At 69.4% G+C, this 20,250-nt stretch carries 19 protein-coding genes; 6 read left to right on the top strand and 13 right to left on the bottom strand.

All coding sequences use genetic code 11. From position 1 onward, the window contains the following. Positions 1–22 precede the first annotated feature (22 nt). From K343_RS0100505 to K343_RS0100485, 5 genes are read right to left on the bottom strand one after another with little or no spacing between them, the layout of a single operon-like run. The gene (locus K343_RS0100505) at positions 23–1,189 is read right to left on the bottom strand and encodes an ABC transporter permease (RefSeq protein ID WP_028006411.1); all 1,167 of its coding nucleotides are present in this window, start codon (positions 1,187–1,189) and stop codon (positions 23–25) included. Beyond that, positions 1,186–2,340 (bottom strand): ABC transporter permease, encoded by a 1,155-nt coding sequence (locus tag K343_RS0100500; protein ID WP_028006410.1) that lies wholly within the window; start codon positions 2,338–2,340, stop codon positions 1,186–1,188. Before K343_RS0100500 ends, K343_RS0100505 begins: the two co-directional genes overlap by 4 nt. After that, positions 2,337–4,298: an ATP-binding cassette domain-containing protein gene (locus K343_RS0100495; protein ID WP_028006409.1), complete on the bottom strand. Its 1,962-nt coding sequence runs from the start codon at positions 4,296–4,298 to the stop codon at positions 2,337–2,339. The genes K343_RS0100500 and K343_RS0100495 overlap by 4 nt, the downstream gene beginning before the upstream one ends. Next, complete coding sequence (locus tag K343_RS0100490) at positions 4,277–5,413, bottom strand: HlyD family secretion protein (RefSeq protein WP_028006408.1); 1,137 nt, start codon at positions 5,411–5,413, stop codon at positions 4,277–4,279. Before K343_RS0100490 ends, K343_RS0100495 begins: the two co-directional genes overlap by 22 nt. Before the next feature lie 17 nt (positions 5,414–5,430). Further along, positions 5,431–6,699: a TolC family protein gene (locus K343_RS0100485; RefSeq protein WP_028006407.1), complete on the bottom strand. Its 1,269-nt coding sequence runs from the start codon at positions 6,697–6,699 to the stop codon at positions 5,431–5,433. A 243-nt stretch (positions 6,700–6,942) separates the two neighbouring features. Between K343_RS0100485 and K343_RS0100480 the strand changes: the two genes are divergently transcribed. The 3 genes from K343_RS0100480 to K343_RS0100470 are packed head-to-tail and all read left to right on the top strand — an operon-like array spanning position 6,943 to position 8,842. Beyond that, complete coding sequence (locus tag K343_RS0100480; RefSeq protein ID WP_028006406.1) at positions 6,943–7,347, top strand: ketosteroid isomerase-related protein; 405 nt, start codon at positions 6,943–6,945, stop codon at positions 7,345–7,347. Then, the gene (locus tag K343_RS0100475) at positions 7,344–7,955 is read left to right on the top strand and encodes a GNAT family N-acetyltransferase (RefSeq protein WP_028006405.1); all 612 of its coding nucleotides are present in this window, start codon (positions 7,344–7,346) and stop codon (positions 7,953–7,955) included. The genes K343_RS0100480 and K343_RS0100475 overlap by 4 nt, the downstream gene beginning before the upstream one ends. Next, positions 7,952–8,842: a carbon-nitrogen hydrolase family protein gene (locus K343_RS0100470; RefSeq protein WP_028006404.1), complete on the top strand. Its 891-nt coding sequence runs from the start codon at positions 7,952–7,954 to the stop codon at positions 8,840–8,842. Before K343_RS0100475 ends, K343_RS0100470 begins: the two co-directional genes overlap by 4 nt. A gap of 18 nt (positions 8,843–8,860) precedes the next feature. Here K343_RS0100470 and K343_RS0100465 read toward each other — a convergent pair whose 3' ends face one another. From K343_RS0100465 to prmB, 3 genes are all read right to left on the bottom strand, one after another. After that, positions 8,861–10,030, bottom strand: a complete 1,170-nt coding sequence (locus K343_RS0100465; RefSeq protein WP_043111787.1) for an MFS transporter — start codon at positions 10,028–10,030, stop codon at positions 8,861–8,863. Between the two features lie 69 nt (positions 10,031–10,099). Next, the gene (aroC, locus tag K343_RS0100460) at positions 10,100–11,203 is read right to left on the bottom strand and encodes a chorismate synthase (protein ID WP_028006402.1); all 1,104 of its coding nucleotides are present in this window, start codon (positions 11,201–11,203) and stop codon (positions 10,100–10,102) included. A gap of 69 nt (positions 11,204–11,272) precedes the next feature. Next, positions 11,273–12,190, bottom strand: coding sequence for a 50S ribosomal protein L3 N(5)-glutamine methyltransferase (gene prmB / locus K343_RS0100455; RefSeq protein WP_028006401.1), 918 nt, complete (start codon positions 12,188–12,190; stop codon positions 11,273–11,275). Between the two features lie 139 nt (positions 12,191–12,329). Between prmB and K343_RS0100450 the strand changes: the two genes are divergently transcribed. The 3 genes from K343_RS0100450 to K343_RS20225 all read left to right on the top strand — a co-directional run bounded on the left by K343_RS0100450 (position 12,330) and on the right by K343_RS20225 (position 15,462). Further along, positions 12,330–12,956: an SCO family protein gene (locus K343_RS0100450; protein ID WP_028006400.1), complete on the top strand. Its 627-nt coding sequence runs from the start codon at positions 12,330–12,332 to the stop codon at positions 12,954–12,956. A gap of 33 nt (positions 12,957–12,989) precedes the next feature. Continuing rightward, a complete protein-coding gene (gene asd, locus K343_RS0100445; RefSeq protein ID WP_028006399.1) occupies positions 12,990–13,892 on the top strand; it encodes an archaetidylserine decarboxylase in 903 nt (300 codons plus the stop codon). A gap of 133 nt (positions 13,893–14,025) precedes the next feature. Beyond that, on the top strand, positions 14,026–15,462 hold the full coding sequence (locus K343_RS20225) for a M48 family metalloprotease (protein ID WP_245585083.1): 1,437 nt from the start codon (positions 14,026–14,028) through the stop codon (positions 15,460–15,462). A gap of 3 nt (positions 15,463–15,465) precedes the next feature. On the opposite strand, the gene K343_RS0100435 is transcribed toward K343_RS20225, so the two are convergent. The 5 genes from K343_RS0100435 to rpsA all read right to left on the bottom strand — a co-directional run bounded on the left by K343_RS0100435 (position 15,466) and on the right by rpsA (position 20,234). After that, the gene (locus tag K343_RS0100435) at positions 15,466–16,455 is read right to left on the bottom strand and encodes an SDR family oxidoreductase (protein ID WP_028006398.1); all 990 of its coding nucleotides are present in this window, start codon (positions 16,453–16,455) and stop codon (positions 15,466–15,468) included. Positions 16,456–16,589: 134 nt separating this feature from the next. Then, a complete protein-coding gene (locus K343_RS0100430; RefSeq protein ID WP_028006397.1) occupies positions 16,590–17,762 on the bottom strand; it encodes a tetratricopeptide repeat protein in 1,173 nt (390 codons plus the stop codon). Positions 17,763–17,792: 30 nt separating this feature from the next. Then, positions 17,793–18,095: a LapA family protein gene (locus K343_RS0100425; protein WP_028006396.1), complete on the bottom strand. Its 303-nt coding sequence runs from the start codon at positions 18,093–18,095 to the stop codon at positions 17,793–17,795. Between the two features lie 8 nt (positions 18,096–18,103). Beyond that, positions 18,104–18,445 carry an integration host factor subunit beta gene (locus K343_RS0100420; protein WP_028006395.1) on the bottom strand — a complete coding sequence of 114 codons (342 nt, stop codon included), beginning with the start codon at positions 18,443–18,445 and terminating at the stop codon, positions 18,104–18,106. Between the two features lie 112 nt (positions 18,446–18,557). Next, on the bottom strand, positions 18,558–20,234 hold the full coding sequence (gene rpsA / locus K343_RS0100415; protein WP_028006394.1) for a 30S ribosomal protein S1: 1,677 nt from the start codon (positions 20,232–20,234) through the stop codon (positions 18,558–18,560). Positions 20,235–20,250: the final 16 nt, after the last annotated feature.

The raw sequence follows: 20,250 nt of genomic DNA, 5'->3' as shown, positions 1-20,250 counted from the left end.
GAACCGCGTACGCGCCCCGCGTTCAGCCGAACTGCCGCCGGAAGCGCGACAGGCCGCTGGCGACGATCAGCACGCCGAGACCGGCGATGCCGAGCACCGACGGCCAGATCACGTCGAGTCCGGCGCCCTTGAGCAGGATCGCGTAGCCGGCATCCGAGTAGTAGTACAGCGGCGAGATGTGCACGAGCATGCGCACCGCCGGCGGCATCGCCTCCGGCGGCGTCCACACGCCGGACAGGAACATCATCGGCGCGAGCACGAGGATGCCCAGCATCGCCGCCTGCGCGAGATTGCGCGTCAGCGTCGCGATCAGCAGGCCGAGCCCCGACAGCGTGACGATGTAGAGCGTCGTCACCAGCGCGAACAGCAGCAGGCTGCCGCGGATCGGCACGTCGAACAGCGGTTCCAGCACCAGCAGCAGCGAGGCCGAGATGCCGATGTGGATCATGATCACCATCGCGATCACCTTCGGCGCAGTGATCTGCAGCGCCGACAGCGGCGAGACCAGCAGCTGCTCGATCGTGCCGCGCTCCTTCTCGCGCACCATCAGCGCCGCGGTCAGCAGGATCGCGAACGCGGTGACGACGTTGAGCATCTCGGAAATGCCCATGAACCAGGCGTCTTCCTGATTCGGGTTGAACCAGACGCGCACGCGGTTCTCGACCTGCGGCAGCTCGGCGGCCGCTGCCTCGCTGATGCCCTGGCGGCGCAGCGCCTGCTCCAGGCCGAACTGCGTGATGATCTGCGTCGCGTCGGCGTAACCGAGCGTCGCCAGCGCGGTGTTGGTGGCGTCGATCTGCAGCTGCACCGGCGCCGTGCGGCCGGCGGCGAGATCGCGCGAGAAGCCCGGCGGCACCGACAGCACCATCAGCGCCTGGCCGCGATCGAGCAGCTTCTGGCCCTCGCCGCCGCGTTCGAGCGGCGGCAGCGGCACGAACTGCGGCGGCTGCAGCCGGCTGGCCAGCTCGCGCGACGCAGCGCTGCGGTCGAGATCGAAGACGGCGACGGCGGCGGACTTGAGCTGCAGCGTGACGCCGGAGGCGGCGTTGTAGACGTCGAAGGTGAAGCCGTAAAAGATCACGAACAGCAGCACCGGGTCGCGCAGCAGCAGCAGCAGCTCCTTGCGCGTCATCGCCGCCAGGCGACGCAGCCAGATGCCCAGGCCCGGCCTGCGCAGTGCCGCGCTCATGTCGCGGTCCGCTTGTGGAACAGGCGATAGCCGGCGGCGAACAGCACGGTCGCGTACAGCGCCAGCGCCAGCACGTCCGGCCACAGCTCGCCGAGATCGACGTCCTTGAGAAAGCTGCCGACGGTGATGTTGGCGAAGTACATGCCGGGCAGCAGATGCGCGATCACGGTCGCCACGCTCGACAGGCTGGAGATCGGAATCAGGATGCCCGAGTACAGCACCGCCGGCACGATGGTCAGGATCGCGGTGCCGAGCATCGCCGCGACCTGCGTGCGCACGGCGACCGACACCAGCAGGCCGATGCCGGTCGTGCAGATCACGTAGAGCAGCGCGGTCAGCGCGAAGAACAGCGCATTGCCCTTGAACGGCGCACCGAACACGAAGCAGGCCAGCACCCACAGGATGAGGACGTTGAGGAAGGAAATGCCGACGTAGGGTGCCAGCTTGCCGACCAGGAACTCGCCGCGCGTGACCGTCGACGAATAGATGTTGAAGATCGAACCGCTCTCCTTCTCGCGCACGATGCCGAGCGCGGTGAGGAACGGCGGCGAGATCATCATGATCGCCATCAGCAGCTTCGGCGCGATCGACCAGACGCTCTTGACGCTCTGGTTGTAGAGGTAGCGCACCTCGACCGGCACCGGCTGCAACGCCGCGGCGGCGTCCTCGACCGATACGCCGCGCGTCTGCGCGATCGCCGTCGCCAGCACGCCGGCGCTGAACGAGGCATTGATCGCGGTGATGTAGCCCTTGCTGGTCAGCGAGCGGAACGGGAACGTGCCGTCGACCAGCGTCTGCACCTCGGCCGGACGCCCGGACAGCAGACGCTGCTCGAAGTGCTCGGGAATGACGACGACAGCGCGCACCTGACCGCGCATCAGCAGCGCGTCGGCCTCGCGCAGATCGCTCAGCTGGCCCTTGAAGTCGAAGTAGCGCGAATCGCTGAAGCGGTGCGCGTACTCGCGCGACAGCGCGCTGCGGTCATAGTCGACGACCGCCAGCGGCACGTTCTCGACGTCGAGCGACAGACCGAACCCGAACAGCAGCGTCAGCGTCGCCGGCACCACGAAGGCGAGCGCGAAGAACAGGCGGTCGCGCACGATCTCGCGCCACTCCTTGACCACGATCGCGGAGATTCTTTGCAGGTTCATGCGGCTTTGGCGGCCTTGCGGTCCGCCGCCTCCAGGGCGGTGACGCGATGGACGAAGACGTCCTCCATGCTCAGGCTACGGCGCTGCGCGCGCGCCGGGCCGAGTCCGGCGGCGTCGAGCCAGGCCGGCAGCTGCGCCAGATCCCGCTCGGGCTGCGGCGTCAGCACGTGCAGCTGCGCACCGTAGACCCAGCAGTACGCATAGCCGCGCCGTTCGAGCAGCGCGCGCGCCGCCTCCGGTTTGGCGCAGTCGAGCGCCAGCAGCACGCCGGACTCGCGCTCGACGGCGGCCTTCATGCCGGCCGGGCTGTCGGCGGCGACGACGCGGCCCGCGTACATCAGCGCCAGGCGATCGCAGCGCTCGGCTTCAAGCATGTAGTGCGTGGTCAGCAGGATCGCCACGCCGTCGTTGCGCGCCAGTTGCTGCAGCGTGGTCCAGAACGCGCGACGGCCGATCGGGTCGACGCCGGAGGTCGGCTCGTCGAGGAACAGCACGCGCGGCTCGTGCACCAGCGCGCAGCCGAGCGCGAGGCGCTGGCGCAGGCCGAGCGGCAGGCGCGCGGCGCGTTCGCCGCGGTAAGCACGCAGCTCGGCGCTGTCGAGCACCCAGTCGAGGCGCGCGCCGATGCGGCGGCGGTCGACGCCGTAGATGTCGCCGTAGAGGCGCACGTTCTCCTCGACGGTGAGATCGAGATACAGCGAGAACGCCTGCGACATGTAGCCGATGCGCTCCTTGATCGCGAAGCCGGCGCTGCGCATGTCGGCGCCGGCGACGCGGCCGCGGCCGGCGCTCGGCTGCAGGATGCCGGTCAGCATCTTGATGACCGTGCTCTTGCCGGCGCCGTTGGCGCCGAGCAGGCCGAAAATCTCGCCGGGATGAACGTCGAAACTGACCGCGTCGACGGCGCGGAACGCGCCGAAGTCGCGTGTCAGCGCCTCGCAGACGATCGCCGGCTCGCCGGCTTCGCCGGACGCCGGCTTGAGCACTGCCGGCGGCGGCAGCGTGGCGATGCCGCGCTGGCGCGCCAGCGCGATGAAGCTGTCCTCGAGATCCGGCGCGTCGTACTCGGCGCGCGCGCCGGGCACCGCTGCCAGCAGCGGATCGAGACCGGCGCGCGCCGCCTCGCGCGTGCCGTCGATGAACACGCGGATCTGTGTGCCGAGCCGATCGACCTGCGGATAGCGGCCGCCGAGCGCCTGCAATAGCGCAGCGCTGTCCGGCGCCTGGATGTTCGCCATGGTGCCGCCGACCTGCTCGCGCACGTCCTCCGGCGTGCCCTGCGCGAGCAGCTGGCCGCCGAACATCAGGCCGATGCGATGGAAGCTGCTGGCCTCGTCCATGTACGCGGTCGACACCAGCGCGGTGATGCCGCGCTCGCGCAGCAGGCGGCCGAGGATCGCCCAGAAATCGCGCCGCGAGACCGGATCGACGCCGGTGGTCGGCTCGTCGAGCAGCACCAGCTGCGGCTCGTGGATCAGCGTGCAGACCAGACCGAGCTTCTGCTTCATGCCGCCGGACAGATGCTTCATCGCGCGGTCGCGGAAGCGCTCGAGACGCGTGATCGCGAGCAGCTCAGCCTTGCGCCGCGCCGCCTCGGCTTTCGGCACCAGACGCAGCTGCGCGAAGAAGTCGATGTTCTCGTCGATCGACAGCTCGGCGTAGAGGTTCTGGCCGAGGCCCTGCGGCATCAGGCCGATGCGGTCCTTGATGCGCTCGGCGTCGGCATCGCCGGCCAGCGACTGGCCGAACACCGACAGCTCGCCTTCCTCGAAGCTGAGCACGCCGGCGGCGGCCTTGATCAGGCTGCTCTTGCCGGCGCCGTCCGGACCGATCAGGCCGAACAGCTCGCCGCGTCCGACGCTGAGGTCGATGCCGCTGACCGCGCGGCGGCCGCGATAGCGCTTGCCGAAGCCGCGCGCGACGATGGCCGGTACGTCTACCAATGCGGCCGCTTCCATTCGACGCCGTCCTTCCAGCGGATCACCGCGTCGGCCGGCAGGCCGGGGCCGAGCCGGTGTTCCGGATTGGCGTCGAGATAAAGCTTGACGGCATAGGTCAGCTTGACGCGCTCGTCGGTCGTCTGCACTTCCTTGGGCGTGAACTCGGCGCGCGAAGCGATATAGCCGAGCCTGGCCGCGAACGGCTGATCCGGCAGCGCGTCGGTGTAGATCTGCGCCGGCAGGCCGAGGCGCAGGCGGCCGATCGACGACTCCGGCACGTAGGCCTTCAGGTACAGGCGATCGAGATCGACGATCTCGAGCAGCGGTCCGCCGGCGCCGACGACTTCGCCGCTGTCGCGGATGCGCGTGGTGACGACGCCGGCACCCGGCGCACGGATCGTCAGGTCGTCGACCACGCTCTGCGCCTCGGCGAGCGCCGCGCGCCCCTGGCCGAGCTGCGCTTCGAGCGCGCGCACCTGGTCCTCCTGCGCGCGCACCCGCTGCGGGCCGAGGCGCGCCTCATCGGCAGCACGGGCACCGCGCTGCTGCGCGGCCTCGGCGGCGGCGGCATCGGCCTCGGCGGCGACCGCCGCCAGCCGCGCCAGCTCGGCGCGCTGCGCCGGCGCGGTGCCGCGCTGCGCGAGTTCTTCGAGCCGCTGCGCGTCGCGGCGGTTCTGTTCGGCCGCGGCCCTGGCCTTGTCGAGCGTCGCGCGCGCCTGGCGCACCGCGGCGTCGGCCTGAGCGATCTGCAGCGGCACCTGCTCGCGCAGCGCCTGCAGCGCGGTCTGCGCCGCCTGGTGCTGCGCTTCGAGCGCGGCGACCGCGGCCTGCGCCTGACCGAGCTTGGCGCGCAGCTGCGCATCCTCCAGCTGCGCGAGCACCTGGCCGGCGACCACGGTATCGCCCTCGCGGACCTTCAGCTCGGCGATGCGACCGGGCAGCTTGGTGGCGACCACTACGGTGTCGCCTTCGAGGCGGCCGTTGGCGAGCAGCAGGCCTTCGGGCATCGACGGGCCGGAGAAGAACAGCCGCCAGACGACGACGGCGCCGATCACCAGCGCGGCCGCGATCGTCGCGTACAGCGGCAGGTGCTGGCGGATGCCGAGCTTCTGGGTCAGGGCGGAAGCGTCCATGGAGCGTCTCGTCAGATCTAAAGCGAGCCGACCGCGCGGCGCAGGCGCAGGCCGGCGAGCACGTTGTCGTAGGTGGCGTCGTAGTAGCCGGTCTGCGTCTTCACGCGTAGCGCTTCGGCGTCCAGCACTTCGGTATTGGTGCCGAGGCCCGAGGTGTAGCGGTCGCGGGCGACGCGCAGATTCTCCTCGGCCTGCTCGCGGGCCTGCGTGGCGACCGCGACGCGGCTCCAGGTTTCGTCGAGCTGCAGCCATTCCTGCTGCACCTGCAGACGCACCAGCGATTCGGCGTCGCGGCGCATCGCGTCGGCGGCGTCAGCCTGGCGTCCGTAGGCGCGCGACCTGGCGCCGCTCAGGCCGCCGTCGAACAGTTTCCACGACAGCGACACGCCGCCGGCCCAGAAGGTGTCGTCGACCAGCCGGTCGTTGCGCCAGCTGTAGCGACCGCCGAACAGCCCGACCGTCGGCCACTGCTCGGCGCGCACGCTGGCGGCCTGCTCGCGCAGCGCGTCGACCTGATGGCCGAGCGCCTGCAACTCGCTGCGTTGCGCGACGGCCTGCGTGCGCAGTTCGGCCAGCGCCCCCGACGACGGCGCCGGTGCCAGCTCGTCGAGCACGACCGGCGCATCGAACGGCCGGCCGAGCAGGCGGTTGTAGGCGGCGCAGGCCAGTTCGTTGGCGTTGCGGGCACGCAGCTCGTCCTGCTGCGCGTTGGCGAGCGCGACTTCGGCGGCGAGCCGGTCGTTGCGCGCGACGAAGCCTTTTTCGAACAGATTGCGCGCGTCGGCGACGTGCTCGGTCAGCGTCGCCACGCTGCTGGCGGCGAGTTCCTGCAGATGCCGGCTGCGCAGCACGTTGACGTAGGCCTGCGCGACTTTCAGCTTGAGGTCTTCCTCGCTGCCGCGCAGCTGGGCGCCGGCGCCGTCGTGCGCCGCCTCGGCGGCGCGGATGCCGTGCGTGATGCGGCCGCTGGTGAAGACCGGCACGCTGAGCTGCAGGCCGTAGGCCGTCGACTCGCGATCGGCGAGCGCCATCTGCAGCGGCGGCATCTGCAGCACCGCCGGCAGTTCGACCGCCACCTGCGGCGCCTGATCCAGACGCAGATACGCACCGTCGAAGGCCAGCGATGGCAGCCGCGTCGACTTGGCGGCCGACAGTTGCTCGCGCGCCGCTGCGGTCTGCTCGCGCGAAGCCTGCAGCGCCGCGTCCTGCTGTCCGGCGATCGCGAACGCCTCGTCGAGCGTTTCGGCGTGAGCCGGAACGCTGACGGCGATGGACAGGCAGAGCACGAAGGGTCGTAGACGCAAAGGGAGAAACGTCACGGGGACTGGCCTTTCGACGACGGAACGTGATGGTCGGCATCTTAGGCGAGCGCGCACGCTGCGGCATTGATGTTCGTCAAACCACGCCGCCGACCACGCCCGCGACGCTGACGCGAAGCACCGTTTTGCGGCGCTGCGATGGACATCGCGCGCCTGCGCCGTACACTGACGCGCGCCCGATTCCGTCCCCCAGCCCGATTCCAGACTTCGATGAATCCGTCCACCCAGCTGATCGAACGCTACTACGCCGCCTTCAACGCCGCCGAGTGGGAAACCTTCTTCGGCCTGCTGACCGAGGACGTCGCGCACGACATCAACCAGGGCGCGCGCGAGTCCGGCAAAGCCGCGTTCCGCGCCTTCATCGCGCGCATGAACCGCAGCTATCGCGAGCAGATCGTCGACATCGTCATCATGAGCAACGCCGACGGCAGCCGCGCGGCGGCCGAGTACGTGGTGCTCGGCACCTATCTGGCGACCGACGAAGGCCTGCCCGAGGCGCACGGCCAGACCTACCGCCTGCCCGGCGGCGCGTTCTTCGACATCCGCGACGGCAAGGTCGCGCGGGTGACGAACTACTACAACCTCGAAGACTGGCTGCGCCAGGTCGGCGCGTGAGCGACGCCGCCGCCCTGCGCATCGAAACGCTGCGCGGCGCGCAGATCGCAACGCAGCTCGATGCGCTCGCCGAGCTGCGCATCGCCGTGTTCCGCGACTGGCCGTACCTCTACGAAGGCAGCGCCGACTACGAGCGGCACTATCTGCAGATGTACCTCGACTGCCCGCGCAGCCTCGCGATCCTGGTCTGGGACGGCGCGCGCTGCGTCGGCGCTTCGACCGTGCTGCCGCTGGTCGACGCGCCGCGCGAACTGCAGCTGCCGTTCCTCGACGCCGGACTGGCGCTGGCGCCGATCGACTACTTCGGCGAATCGGTGCTGCTGCGCGCCTATCGCGGCCGCGGCCTCGGCGTGCAGTTCTTCGAGCGGCGCGAACGGCACGCGCGCGAGCTGGGCCTGTCGGTCTGCGCGTTCTGCTCGGTCGAGCGCCGTGACGACGACCCGCGCAAGCCGCCCGGCTATGTGCCGAACGACGCGTTCTGGCACAAGCGCGGCTACCGCAAGGAACCGGGCCTGCGCGCAACGCTGTCCTGGCCCGATCTCGGCGAGGCAGCCTCGACCGACAAGCCGATGACCTTCTGGATGCGCAAGCTGGAGACCGTCCGATGAAACTCGCCGTCGCACAGTATCCGGTGTCCGAGCCGAGCCGCTGGGACGAGGTCGAAACGCAGCTCGGCCGCTGGGTCGCCGAAGCCGCACAGGCCGGCGCGCAGCTGCTGCTGTTCCCCGAGTACGCGTCGATGAGCCTGGCCGCGCTGTTCGACGCCGCCACGCGCGCCGATCTGACGCGCCAGGTCGCGGCCATGCAGGCGCTGCGCGACGACTATCTCGATCTGCACCGGCGGCTGGCGCAGCAGCACGGCGTCTATCTGCTCGCCGGCAGCTTTCCGTGGCAGCTGTCGCTGGACTGCGTCGTCAACCGTGCGTGGCTGTGCGCGCCGGACGGCCGCGCCGCCTTCCAGGACAAGCAGATCATGACGCGCTTCGAGCGCGAGGTCTGGGACATCTCGGCGGCGCCGGACAGCGGCCTCAAGGTCTTCCGCACGGCGCTCGGCGTGCTGGCCGTCGACATCTGCTACGACAGCGAATTCCCGCTGCTGGCGCGCGCCCAGTGCGAAGCCGGCGCCGAGCTGATCCTGGTGCCGAGCTGCACCGACACCGCGGCCGGCTACTGGCGCGTGCGCGTCGGCAGTCAGGCGCGCGCGCTGGAGAACCAGTGCTACGTCGCGCAGGCGCCGCTGGTCGGCGAGGCGCCGTGGTCGGCGGCGATCGACGTCAACGTCGGCCGCGCCGGCGTGTTCGGTCCGCCGGATCGCGGCTTTCCGGATTCCGGCGTGATCGTCGAAGGCCAATGGAACGCGGCGGCCTGGGTCTACGCCGACGTCGAGCTCGGCGCGGTGATGAAGGTGCGCAACGAAGGCCAGGTCTTCAATCACCGCCACTGGGCCGAACAGGGCGACATCAGCCTGCCGGCGGTCGAAGTCGTCGACCTGTAAATCCGGCCGGCGCCGCGGCTACGCGTCCGCCGCCGGCAGCCGCCGGTAGGCGACCCACCAGCCGATCGCGGCGACCAGGCCGGCCGCGAGGTACACCGTTTCCGGCGACTGCGCCTGCCACAGATAGCCGGCCGACAGACTGCCGACCGAACCGCCGATGCCATAGGCGGCGGCGTTGTAGATCGCCTGCCCGCGCCCCTGCAGCGCGCCCGGGAACAGGCGCTGCACGTAGTGCATTGCCACCGCGTGATAGCTGGCAAAACTCAGGGCGTGGCCGATCTGCAGCACGATCAGCAGCGGCCAGGCGTCGACGCACAGCGCCGTCAGCGACCAGCGCAGCGCCGTCGCCGCCAGCGCCAGCACCATCATCCGCCGCGCACCGACCCGCGCGATCAGGCGGCCGGCGTAGACGAACATCACGATCTCGGCGATCACCGCCAGCGCCCACAGCAGGCCGGCGACGCTGCGCGCGTAGCCGTGGCGGTCGAGGAACAGCGTGAAGAAGTTGTAGTACGGCGCGAAGCTCAGCTGCGAGCAGAAGCAGACCACCAGCAGCGCGAGCACGCCGGGCTGGCGCAGCGCCGCCAGCAGCGAGGCCGGCGCGCCGGCGGCGGCGGGACGCAGCGGCGGCGGCTCCGGCACCAGCCAGCTCGACAGCGCCATGCCAAGCCAGAACAGCCCGACCAGCCACGGCAGCCAGAGCATGCCGACGTAATCGAGCAGCAGGCCGAGACCGAGCACGGTGACGATGAAGCCGACCGAGCCCCACAGCCGCACGCGCGCGTAGTCGCCGCCGCGCGCCGCGGTATGGCTGAGCGCGACGACCTCGAACTGCGGCAGCAGCGCGTGCCAGAACAGCGTGTAGGCGACCATCACGGCGCCGACCCAGAACACGCCCGGCACGAACGGAATGGTCAGGAACGACAGCAGCGCGGCGAGGCTGGCGGCGCGGATCAGGCCGATGCGCTTGCCGCGATGGTCGGCGTACCAGCCCCAGGCCAGCGGCACGAAGGTACGCATGCCGCCCATCAGCGCGTAGGCGACGCCCATCTGCGCCGCCGAGAAACCGCGCGCCGCCAGGTACGGCGACCAGTACGGCATGAAGGCGCCGACCGTCGCGTAGTAGAAGAAGTAGAAGCTCGACAGCCGCCACGCCAGGCGGTCGACGCCTGCGCGGGGCCGCGTCATCGGCTCAGGCCATGCGCTCGGCGCGGCAGGTTCGCGCGCCGCGGTCGCGGCGCCGGCAACGGCCGGCGCTCATCCGTGGCGCGCGCCGGGAATGCGCGGCGTCGGCGGCACCACGTCGGCGTTCTGCGCGCGCTGGCGCAGCGCGTGGTCGATCAGCACCAGCGCCAGCATCGCCTCGGCGACCGGCGTCGCACGCAGGCCGACGCAGGGATCGTGGCGGCCGGTCGTGCGCATCTCGGTCGCCTGCCCGGCTTCGTCGATGCTCAGACCCGGCGTCGTGATGCTCGACGTCGGCTTGATCGCGTAGCGCGCGTAGACGGTCTGGCCGGTCGAGATGCCGCCGGTGATGCCGCCAGAGTGATTGCCGAGAAAGCCGTCCGGCGTCAGCTCGTCGCGATGCTCGGTGCCGCGCATCCGCGCGACCGCCATGCCGTCGCCGATCTCGACGCCCTTGACCGCGTTGATCGACATCAGCGCGTAGGCGATCTCGGCGTCGAGGCGGTCGAACACCGGCTCGCCGAAGCCCGGCGGTACGTTCGTCGCCTCGACGTAGAGCTTGGCGCCGATCGAGTCGCCTTCGCTGCGCAGGCGGTCGATCAGCGCTTCGAGTTCCGGCACGCGGGCCGGGTCGGCGCAGAAGAACGGGTTCTGCGTCACCGCATCCCAGTCAAGCTGCGCGCAATGAATGTCGCCGACCTGCTCGACACAGCCGCGGATCCGGATGTCGTACTTCTCGCGCAGCCATTTGCGCGCGATCGCGCCGGCGGCGACGCGCACGGCGGTTTCACGCGCGCTCGAACGGCCGCCGCCGCGATGGTCGCGAATGCCGTACTTCTGCACGTAGGCGTAGTCGGCATGGTTCGGCCGGAACACCTGCTTGATCTTCTCGTAGTCGTACGAGCGCTGGTCGGTGTTGCGGATCAGCAGCGCGATCGGCGTGCCGGTGGTCCGGCCCTCGAACACGCCCGAGAGGATCTCGACCTGATCGGCTTCCTTGCGCTGCGTGACGTACTTCGACGTGCCCGGCCGGCGCCGGTCCAGCTCCGGCTGGATATCGGCCTCGGACAGCGCCAGCCCCGGCGGACAGCCATCGACCACGCAGCCGATACCGGCGCCGTGCGACTCGCCGAAGCTGGTGACGCAGAAGAGTTTCCCGAACGTGTTTCCCGACATCGTAAGCTCAGTTCCTAGCGACCGTCCGCGACCGGACGGCATTGCCCGATGAAGCCCGGCCCGTGCGCCTCACAGGTTCGCGACCAGATCGGCGCGCGAGATGATGAAGACGCCGTCGCCACCGCGCTCGAACTCCACCCAGGTGACCGGCAGCTTCGGCCAGCGCGCCTCGAACTCGGCGACGCTGCCGCCGACCTCGCAGACCAGCCAGCCTTCGTTGGTCAGATGGCGTGCGGCGCCGTCGAGGATGCGGGCGACGATATCCATGCCGTCGGCACCGGCGGCCAGCGCCATTTTCGGCTCGTGCCGGTACTCGGTGGCGAGCGCCTTCCACTCGGCATTCGGCACGTACGGCGGATTGGTGACGATGAGGTCGTAGACCTCGTTGACGAGCCCGTCGAAGACGTCCGACTTGATGACGCGCACCTGGTTGCCCATCGCATGGCGGGCGACGTTGCGGCGCGCCACGGCGAGCGCCTTGGCGCTGATGTCGGCGAGATCGACCTGCGCGTCCGGAAACGCCGCGGCACAGGCGATGCCGATGCAGCCGCTGCCGGTGCACAGGTCGAGCACGCGCACCGGCGCCTGCGTCAGCCACGGCGCGAAGTGGCGCTCGATCAGCTCGCCGATCGGCGAACGCGGAATCAGCACGTTCTCGTCGACCTCGAAGTCCAGGCCGCAGAACTCGATGTGGCCAAGCAGGTAGGCGGCCGGCTTGCGCGTGGTGATGCGCGTGCGCAGCAGCTTGAGCACGGCGGCGCGCTCGCGCGGCGTGACGTTGCTTTCGAGATAGAGCGCCGGCACATCGGCCGGCAGCGGCAGCGCATGCAGGACGAGATGGAACGCCTCGTCGAGCGCATTGTCGGTGCCGTGGCCGAAGCTCAGGCCGGCTTCGATGAAGCGACTGGCGCCCCAGCGCACGAGGTCGCGGACGGTGACGAGGCTGGCCGTATCGTCGGCGTGGACGGATCGGGAAGAGCGTGGCATGGCCGCAGCAGGGACGTCGGGCGTCGTGGCGAACGAGGGCGCGAATTATGCGGTGCGGCGGTCCGTACCGACAAACCGGCGCACGGCGGGCTGCGGCGCCTGTGGAATAATGGCGCTCCCCCGCGCCGCCTCCGCCGCCATGCCCTCGAACCACGCCACGCCCCGCAGTCTGCTGTTCGTCATTCTCGGCGCCGGCGCGCTGGCCGTCGGCCTGCTCGCCGCGATCTGGCTGCAGAAGCCGGCGACGGTCGCCCTGCAGTCGGGCACGCTGCTGCAGCAGCCGCGCGCGCTGGCCGAGTTCAGCGCCACCGACCAGGACGGCCGGCCGTTCACGCGCGACAGCCTGACCGGCCACTGGACGCTGATCTTTCCCGGCTTCACGTCCTGCCCCGACGTCTGCCCGACCACGCTGGCGATGCTCAAGAACGTGGTCGCGCAGCTGGGCCCCGACGCCGCGTCGCTGCGCGTGGTGTTCCTGTCGGTCGACCCGGAACGCGATACGCCGGAACGCCTCAAGCAGTACGTACAGTATTTCGATCCGGGCTTCACCGCCGCGGTGACACCGGAACCGGAACTGCAGCGCCTCGCGCAAATGCTCGGCGTCGCCTACGCCAAGGTGCCGGGCGCGACGCCGGAGGCTTACACGATGGACCACTCGGCGGCGCTGATCCTGATCGACCCGCAAGCGCGCATCGCCGGCTACATGACGCCGCCGTTCGACGCCGCCCGGCTCGCCGCCGACCTGCGCGCCGTGACGGCGCGCTGATTCGCCCTCCTTCTTCCTCTGCTCCGACGCCCCATGACCCAGGCGAGCCCCGACGCGCCCTCCGATGCCCGTTTCACCGACCGCGCCTTCGTGCTGCTGCAGCTGTGCCTGCCGACGCGCTGGCTGTCGCAGCTGGTGTTCCGGCTGACGCAGATCCGCAGCCCCGGCTTCAAGAACGCGCTGATCCGCCTGTTCCTGCGCGGCTACACGATCGATCTGTCGGAAGCCGAGTTCGAGCGCATCGAGAACTACGAGAGCTTCAACCACTTCTTCACGCGGGCGCTCAAGCCCGGCGCGCGGCCGATGCCGGCCGATCCGCAGGCGTTCGTCAGCCCGGTCGACGGCACCATCAGCCAGTTCGGCACGATCGGCGAAGACCGCCTGATCCAGGCCAAGGGCCATACCTACAGCCTCTACGACCTGCTGCCGGGCGACGCCGACGCCAGGGCCTTCGTCGGCGGCGAGTTCTGCACGATCTATCTGGCGCCGTACAACTATCACCGCATCCACATGCCGATCGACGGTCGCCTCGCGCACTGGACCTACGTGCCGGGCCGCCTGTTCAGCGTCAACGCCGCGACCGCGCGCGCGCTGCCGAACCTGTTCACCCGCAATGAACGCCTCAACGCCCGCTTCGACACGCCGGCCGGGCCGGTCGCCCTGTCGATGGTCGGCGCGCTGTTCGTCGGCTCGCTGCAGACCGTCTGGGCCGGCCGCGTCACGCCGCCGCATCTGCGCCGCCGCGACAGTGAGCAGTACACGCCGATGAATCCGGTGACGCTGGCGCGCGGTGCGGAAATGGGCCGCTTCAACATGGGTTCGACCGTCATCCTGCTGGCGCCGCCCGGCGGCATCGAGTGGAAGGCCGGACTTGCCCCCGGACAGCCGGTGCGCCTCGGCGACACGCTCGGCCGCTGGCGGCCGCGCGCCGCTTGAAGCGCGAGCGCCGCCGTTCGACACTGCGCGAACTTCCGCCCCCGCCGGCGCTCTAAAGCGGCGTACGAATCAACCGACAGGCAGCCTCCCCTCCCGCATGAACGCCCTGCTGCGATCTCCCTTCGCGCGCCGGATGCTGCCGCTCCTCGTCGCCGCCACGGTCCTGGTCAGCGGCCAGGCGGCGGCAGTCTCGACCTCGGCGCTCGACCTGCCGCAGCTCGGCGAACCGGCCGACAACACCCTGTCGCCTGCCCAGGAAAAGGCACTCGGCGCCCGCGTCACCGCCGAGCTGTACCGCGAGAACTACACGATCGAAGACCCCGAGCTGATCGACTACATCAACGCGATCGGCTACCAGCTCGCCGGCGCCAGCAGCACGCAGCCGCCGCCGCTGACGATCTTCATCGTGCAGGACCCGCGCATCAACGCCTTCGCACTGCCCGGCGGCTACATGGGCATCAACGCCGGCACGCTGCTCGCCGCCGACAACGAAAGCGAGCTCGCCGGCGTGATGGGCCACGAACTCGCGCACATCACGCAGCGCCACATCGCGCGCACCGTCGAGGACACCGAGGTCGGCACGATCGCCACCTGGCTGGCGGTGATCGCCGCGATCATCGCCGGCTCTGCGAACCCGGACGTGGTGATGGGCGCGCTGGCGATCGGACAGGGCATCAACTACCAGCGCCAGGTCAGCTACACGCGCGCCCACGAGCAGGAAGCCGACCGCATCGGCATCCAGACCATGGCCGCCGCCGGCTACGATCCGAACGGCATGGCCAGTTTCTTCGGCAAGCTGCAGCAGCAGTCGCGCCTGTATGGCAACGGCATTCCCGAGATCCTGCTGACGCACCCGCTGAGCACCAACCGCATGGCCGAAGCCACGGCACGCGCCGCCGAGCTGCCGAAGGTCCAGCACCAGGATTCGATCGAGTTCGCGCTGATGCGCGCGCGGGCGCGCGTGCTGTCGTCGGACCGCACCAGTGAGGCGCTCGACTACTTCGCCAGTCAGCTGAAGTCCGGCCGCGACAGCGCCGAGAACCGCTACGGCCTGGCCTACGCACAACTGCTGCAGAGCCAGGTGCCGGCGGCGATGGACACGCTGGCGCCGCTGCTCGAGCGCTATCCGCGCCAGGCCAACATCCAGCTGCTGAACGCCGAGCTGCTGGCGCAGAACGGCCGTCGCGACGCCGCGCTGGCCGCCTATGAGCGCGTGCTGCAGATGTATCCGCGCTACGCGCCGGCCGTGCTCGATTACGCCGAAGCCCTGATGAACGCCGGCCAGCCGGACGCGGCGCGCCAGTACCTGCTCTCGCACGATCAGGCGCAGGGCACGCAGATGGCGACCTACAAGCTGCTGGCGCAGGCGGCCCGCGAAAGCGGCAAGCTCGCCGAGTCGGCCTACCAGATGGGCACCTACCTGTTCCTGCGCGGCGACTCCGGCGCCGCGCTGGCCCAGCTCGACGCCGGCCTGCGCCTGCCGGATCTGTCGCCGCAGGATCGCGCCCGTCTCGTCGCCAAGCGCACCGAGGTCCGCAACGCGCTGCCGGACAGTTACCGCGTGCGCTGAGGATCAGCGCTCCAGCAGGCCCGCTTCGTACAGCCAGTCGCGGCAATCCATGAGCATCGACTCCAGCGTCTGCGGCTCATAGCCGAGTTCCTGCTGGGCGCGCTGGCTGTTGCAGTACAGGTTTTCGGACAGCAGCGCGACCGCGTCGCGCGTGATGTCCGGCTCGCGGCCGAACAGCGGCGCCGCCCATTCTTCCAGCGTCGCATACCAATGCAGCAGCCGCGGATGCAGCGTCAGCGGGTGGCGACGCACGCCGATCAGCCGCGCGATCTCGCGGACCATGCCGACGTAACTCGCCTGCGCGCCGCCGAGCAGATAGTTGGCGCCGATGCGGCCGCGTTCGGCGGCCGCGACGTGGGCACGCGCGACCTCGCGCACGTGGCAAAAGCTGCCGCCGCCCGGCGGCATCGCCGGCAGGCGGCCCTGCTGCACCAGCCGGAACATCCGCGACCAGGTTTGCGTGTCGTAAGGACCGACGATGTTCGACGGATTGAGGATGACCGCCGGCAGGCCGGCGCTGATGCCCTTGCGCACTTCGCGCTCGGCGAGTGCCTTGCTGCGCACGTAGTTGATCGAGGCGGTGCTGCCACGCGTCGGCGTGTCCTCGGTGATGGTGCCGCTGTGCACACCGTAGGCGACGATGCTCGAGGTGTGGACGAAGCGCTTGACCTGCGCCTCCAGCGCCGCCCGCACCACGTTGCGAGTCCCGCGCACATTGACCTTGATCTGCTCGACGTGCGTGCGGTTCCACAGACTGGTGTTGCCGGCCACATGGAACACGCAGTCGACGCCGTGCGGGATCGCCCCGCGCAGCGTGCGCTGGTCGGTGACATCGCCGACCACGCGGCGCAAGCGCGGATAGCGGTCGAGCGGCCCGACATCGGAGCCCTGCCGGTGCAGCGCGATCACCTCCCAGCCGCGCGCGTGCAGCTCGGCGAGCAGGTTCAGGCCGACGAAGCCCGTCGCCCCGGTCACGAATGCCGTTTTCGTCAAGCGCTTCTCCTCCGCCGACGGCTTTTGGTGCTTCTTTTTTGTTTCTTGCGGCCGCAGTCTAGCAGCGCTCCGGTCGCCGGCGCGTGGCGCCTGCCGGACGGCGGCGGATGGCGCGGAACGCCGGCAGCGGCCGCTCAGCCGAGACGCATCGCCTCGTCGATCGGGGTGATCGTGCCCCAGCGCTTGCAGCTCGGGCATTGCCAGAACTGCTGGCGCGGCGAGAATCCGCAATTGCTGCACTGGTAGCGCGGCGAGCTCTCCATCATGCGGCGCAGCGCGCGATGCAGGCTGGCGGCCGGTTTGTCGAGGCCGGCAGCGATCACCGCGGGCTGCTTTTCGAGCACTTCCAGAAACTGCGCCAGCACGGCGCGGCTCGGGCGCACTTCCAGGCCCTCGGCGAGCCGGTCGGTCGGATCGAGTCCTTCGTCGGCAAGCAGGCGCGCTTCGGCGACGTACGGCAGACTGCTCGTCGAGATTTCCTTGGCGTCGGCAAGAAACTGCAGAAAGCCTTCCGAGTGGCCGGTCTTCTGCGAGCAGCGATACAGCGGCTCGATGACGTCCGGCAGGAAATGCGCATCGAGCTGGAAGGCCCGCAGGTAGGCCTGCGCGGCCGCGCCGAAGTCCTGCCGGCCCTCGTACAAGGCCCCGAGCATCAGATGCGCGCGCACGCAGCCCGGATCCTCGTCGAGCGCGCGCTTCGCCTGACGGATCGCCTCATCGACGTTCTTGGCGCGGCGCGCCTCGTCGGCGAGTTCGCACTCGTACTGCGCGATCAGATCGCGCTTGGACTCGCCTTGCGCGGCCTCGAGACGGCGCGCCGCGGCGATCGCGTGCTCCCAGTCGCGGCCCTGCTCGTAGATCGTGCGGATCTGGTCCAGAGACTCGGTGACGTAACGGCCGTCGGCGACCAGCCGCTCGAACTGCGCTTCGGCGTGATCCATGACGCCGGCGCGCATGTAGTCGAAGGCCAGCTCGCGACGCACCTGCGCCTGCATGTCGGGCGTCAGGCCCGGACGCGACAGCAAAGCCTCGTGGATGCGCAGCGCACGGTCGATCTCGCCGCGCTTGCGGAACAGGTTGCCGAGCGTCAGGTGCAGCTCGACCGTCGAATGGTCGAGCTCGGCGACCTGCGTCAGCGCCGCGATCGCCTGGTCCGGATCATCCGAGGCCAGCTGCGTCAGCAAGCCGCCGAGCTGCTCGGGAGCGATCGCCGGCGCCGCCGTGGCCGCCCGCGCCCGCTGTCCGAGTGCCCAGCCCAGGGCGAGGCCCAGCGGCAGCAGCAGCCAGGGAAACAGGGAGTCGAGCATGCGGGTCCTGAGCGGGGACGGTGAGGGACGCTAGCGGGTTTCCGGCGGCGTGCCGACCGGCAGATTGCGCAGCGTGCGCAGCTCGCCCTCGGCCTCGCGCAGCTGCTTGCGCAGGCGGCCGAGCTCCAGGCGCATGCTGAACAAGCGGCTGGACACGGCCGCGATCGCGAGCAGGATGCCTGCCGAGAACGCCGCGATCAGCACCGCGATCAGGGGAAACTCGGTGGCGCCGAACAGGTAATTGAACTGCACCGGCTGGGCGTTGAAATAGCCGATCGACGCGCCGAGCACGAGGATGACGAGCAGCACGATGAGAACGGCCAGGCGTGACATGGCGATCGCTACGCAATGCTGGCCGCAGCGGCGGCGGCTGTCGCGGCTGCGGCAGCGGCTTCCTCGGCGGCGACCGCGTTGACGCGCTCGCGCATCTCCTTGCCCGGTTTGAAATGCGGAACCCGCTTCGGCGGGATCTGCACCGGCTCGCCGGTCTTCGGATTGCGGCCGACGCGCGCCGGCCGGTGATGCAGGGCGAAGCTGCCGAAGCCGCGAATCTCGACGCGCTCGTCGCGCGCCAGCGCGTTGCTGATCTGGTCCAGAACCAGTTTGACGGCCAGCTCGACGTCTTTGTGCATCAAATGCGTCTGCTTCGCCGCGAGCTGCTCGATGAGTTCAGACTTCGTCATAAGTCCCGGAACCAAAAGCGTTTTGACGCGCTAACAATAGTTAAAAAAAAAGGGCCACGCAAGCGTGGCCCCTTTATTTTTCCCAGAAATTCCGGGCAGATAGACGAACAACTTAATTGTTGCCGCCGCCCATCTGTTCCTTCAGCAGGTCGCCCAGGCTGGTCTTGCCGGTCGACGCGTTGCGGCTGTACTCCGCGACGGCCTCCTGCTCTTCCTGGATTTCCTTCTCGCGGACCGACAGCATCACCGTGCGGCTCTTGCGGTCGACGCCGATGAAGCGCGCGTCCAGCGGATCGCCTTCCTTGAGCACCTTGGTGGCGTCCTCGACGCGGTCACGCGAGAGATCGCCGGCCTTGATGTAGCCTTCGACGCCGTTGCCGAGATCGATGACCGCACCGCGAACGTCGACCGTCTTGGCAATGCCCTTGACGATGGTGCCCTTGGTGTTCTTGGCGATGAACTCCGACAGCGGGTCCTGCTGGACCTGCTTGACGCCCAGCGAGATGCGCTCGCGCGCGGCGTCGATCGCCAGCACCACGGCATCCAGTTCCTGACCCTTCTGGTAACGGCGCACGGCGAGTTCGCCCGCCTCGTTCCAGTCGAGATCCGACAGGTGGACGAGACCGTCGATGCCACCGTCGAGGCCGATGAAGATGCCGAAGTCGGTGATCGACTTGATCGCGCCATGAACGCGGTCGCCCTTCTGGTGGTTCTGAGCGAACTCTTCCCACGGATTCGGACGGCACTGCTTCATGCCGAGCGAGATGCGGCGGCGCTCGCCGTCGATGTCGAGGATCATCACCTCGACTTCGTCGCCGACCTGCACGACCTTGGCCGGGTTGACGTTCTTGTTGGTCCAGTCCATTTCCGAAACGTGGACCAGGCCCTCGACGCCCGGCTCGATCTCGACGAACGAACCGTAGTCGGTGATGTTGGTGACCTTGCCGAACAGGCGGGTGCGCTCCGGATAGCGACGCTCGATGTCGCTCCACGGATCGGCGCCCAGCTGCTTGAGGCCGAGGCTGACGCGGCGACGCTCGCGGTCGTACTTGAGGACCTTGACTTCGATTTCCTGGCCGACCTGCACGACTTCGGCCGGATCCTTGACGCGCTTCCACGTCATGTCGGTGATGTGCAGCAGGCCGTCGATGCCGCCGAGGTCGACGAACGCGCCGTACTCGACGAGGTTCTTGACGACGCCCTTGAGGACCACGCCTTCCTGGAGGTTCGCCAGCAGGCTGTCACGCTCGGCCGAGTATTCGGCCTCGAGCACTTCGCGGCGCGAGACGACGACGTTGTTGCGCAGCTTGTCGAGCTTGATGACCTTGAACTCGAGCGGCTTGCCTTCGAGGTACGAGGTATCGCGGACCGGACGGACGTCGACCAGCGAGCCCGGCAGGAACGCGCGGACCGTGCCGATGTCGACGGTGAAGCCGCCCTTGACCTTGCCGGTGATGATACCGATGACGGTTTCCTTGCCCTCGAAAGCCTTGCCCAGGCGTTCCCAGGTCTTGATCCGCTCGGCCTTTTCCTTCGAGAACTTGGTTTCGCCGAAGCCGTCCTCAACGGTTTCCAGCGCCACTTCCACTTCGTCGCCCGGGGCGACCTTCAGCTCGCCGTCGACCAGGAACTCGGAAAGCGGAATCACGCCCTCCGACTTCAGGCCGGCGTCGACGATCACGACGTCAGGCTTGACCGCCAGCACCCTCGCATTGACGATGGTGCCGGACTGCATGGACTGGCCGCCCTTGAGGCTGGCCTCAAACAACTCAGCGAAACTCTCGCTCATCTAAACACTCTTGAAA

The sequence above is a fragment of the Solimonas flava DSM 18980 genome (assembly GCF_000426685.1).
Lineage (GTDB): Bacteria > Pseudomonadota > Gammaproteobacteria > Nevskiales > Nevskiaceae > Solimonas > Solimonas flava.
This window is presented reverse-complemented; position numbering and strand designations above follow the sequence as displayed.

What these genes read in the sequence shown, in the direction of transcription:
- K343_RS0100505 (WP_028006411.1), bottom strand. Translation starts at nt 1,189, where the DNA reads ATGAGCGCGGCACTGCGCAGGCCGGGCCTGGGCATCTGGCTGCGTCGC.
- K343_RS0100500 (WP_028006410.1), bottom strand. Translation starts at nt 2,340, where the DNA reads ATGAACCTGCAAAGAATCTCCGCGATCGTGGTCAAGGAGTGGCGCGAG.
- K343_RS0100495 (WP_028006409.1), bottom strand. Translation starts at nt 4,298, where the DNA reads ATGGAAGCGGCCGCATTGGTAGACGTACCGGCCATCGTCGCGCGCGGC.
- K343_RS0100490 (WP_028006408.1), bottom strand. Translation starts at nt 5,413, where the DNA reads ATGGACGCTTCCGCCCTGACCCAGAAGCTCGGCATCCGCCAGCACCTG.
- K343_RS0100480 (WP_028006406.1), top strand. Translation starts at nt 6,943, where the DNA reads ATGAATCCGTCCACCCAGCTGATCGAACGCTACTACGCCGCCTTCAAC.
- K343_RS0100470 (WP_028006404.1), top strand. Translation starts at nt 7,952, where the DNA reads ATGAAACTCGCCGTCGCACAGTATCCGGTGTCCGAGCCGAGCCGCTGG.
- K343_RS0100465 (WP_043111787.1), bottom strand. Translation starts at nt 10,030, where the DNA reads ATGACGCGGCCCCGCGCAGGCGTCGACCGCCTGGCGTGGCGGCTGTCG.
- aroC (WP_028006402.1), bottom strand. Translation starts at nt 11,203, where the DNA reads ATGTCGGGAAACACGTTCGGGAAACTCTTCTGCGTCACCAGCTTCGGC.
- prmB (WP_028006401.1), bottom strand. Translation starts at nt 12,190, where the DNA reads ATGCCACGCTCTTCCCGATCCGTCCACGCCGACGATACGGCCAGCCTC.
- K343_RS0100450 (WP_028006400.1), top strand. Translation starts at nt 12,330, where the DNA reads ATGCCCTCGAACCACGCCACGCCCCGCAGTCTGCTGTTCGTCATTCTC.
- asd (WP_028006399.1), top strand. Translation starts at nt 12,990, where the DNA reads ATGACCCAGGCGAGCCCCGACGCGCCCTCCGATGCCCGTTTCACCGAC.
- K343_RS20225 (WP_245585083.1), top strand. Translation starts at nt 14,026, where the DNA reads ATGCTGCCGCTCCTCGTCGCCGCCACGGTCCTGGTCAGCGGCCAGGCG.
- K343_RS0100430 (WP_028006397.1), bottom strand. Translation starts at nt 17,762, where the DNA reads ATGCTCGACTCCCTGTTTCCCTGGCTGCTGCTGCCGCTGGGCCTCGCC.
- K343_RS0100425 (WP_028006396.1), bottom strand. Translation starts at nt 18,095, where the DNA reads ATGTCACGCCTGGCCGTTCTCATCGTGCTGCTCGTCATCCTCGTGCTC.
- K343_RS0100420 (WP_028006395.1), bottom strand. Translation starts at nt 18,445, where the DNA reads ATGACGAAGTCTGAACTCATCGAGCAGCTCGCGGCGAAGCAGACGCAT.
- rpsA (WP_028006394.1), bottom strand. Translation starts at nt 20,234, where the DNA reads ATGAGCGAGAGTTTCGCTGAGTTGTTTGAGGCCAGCCTCAAGGGCGGC.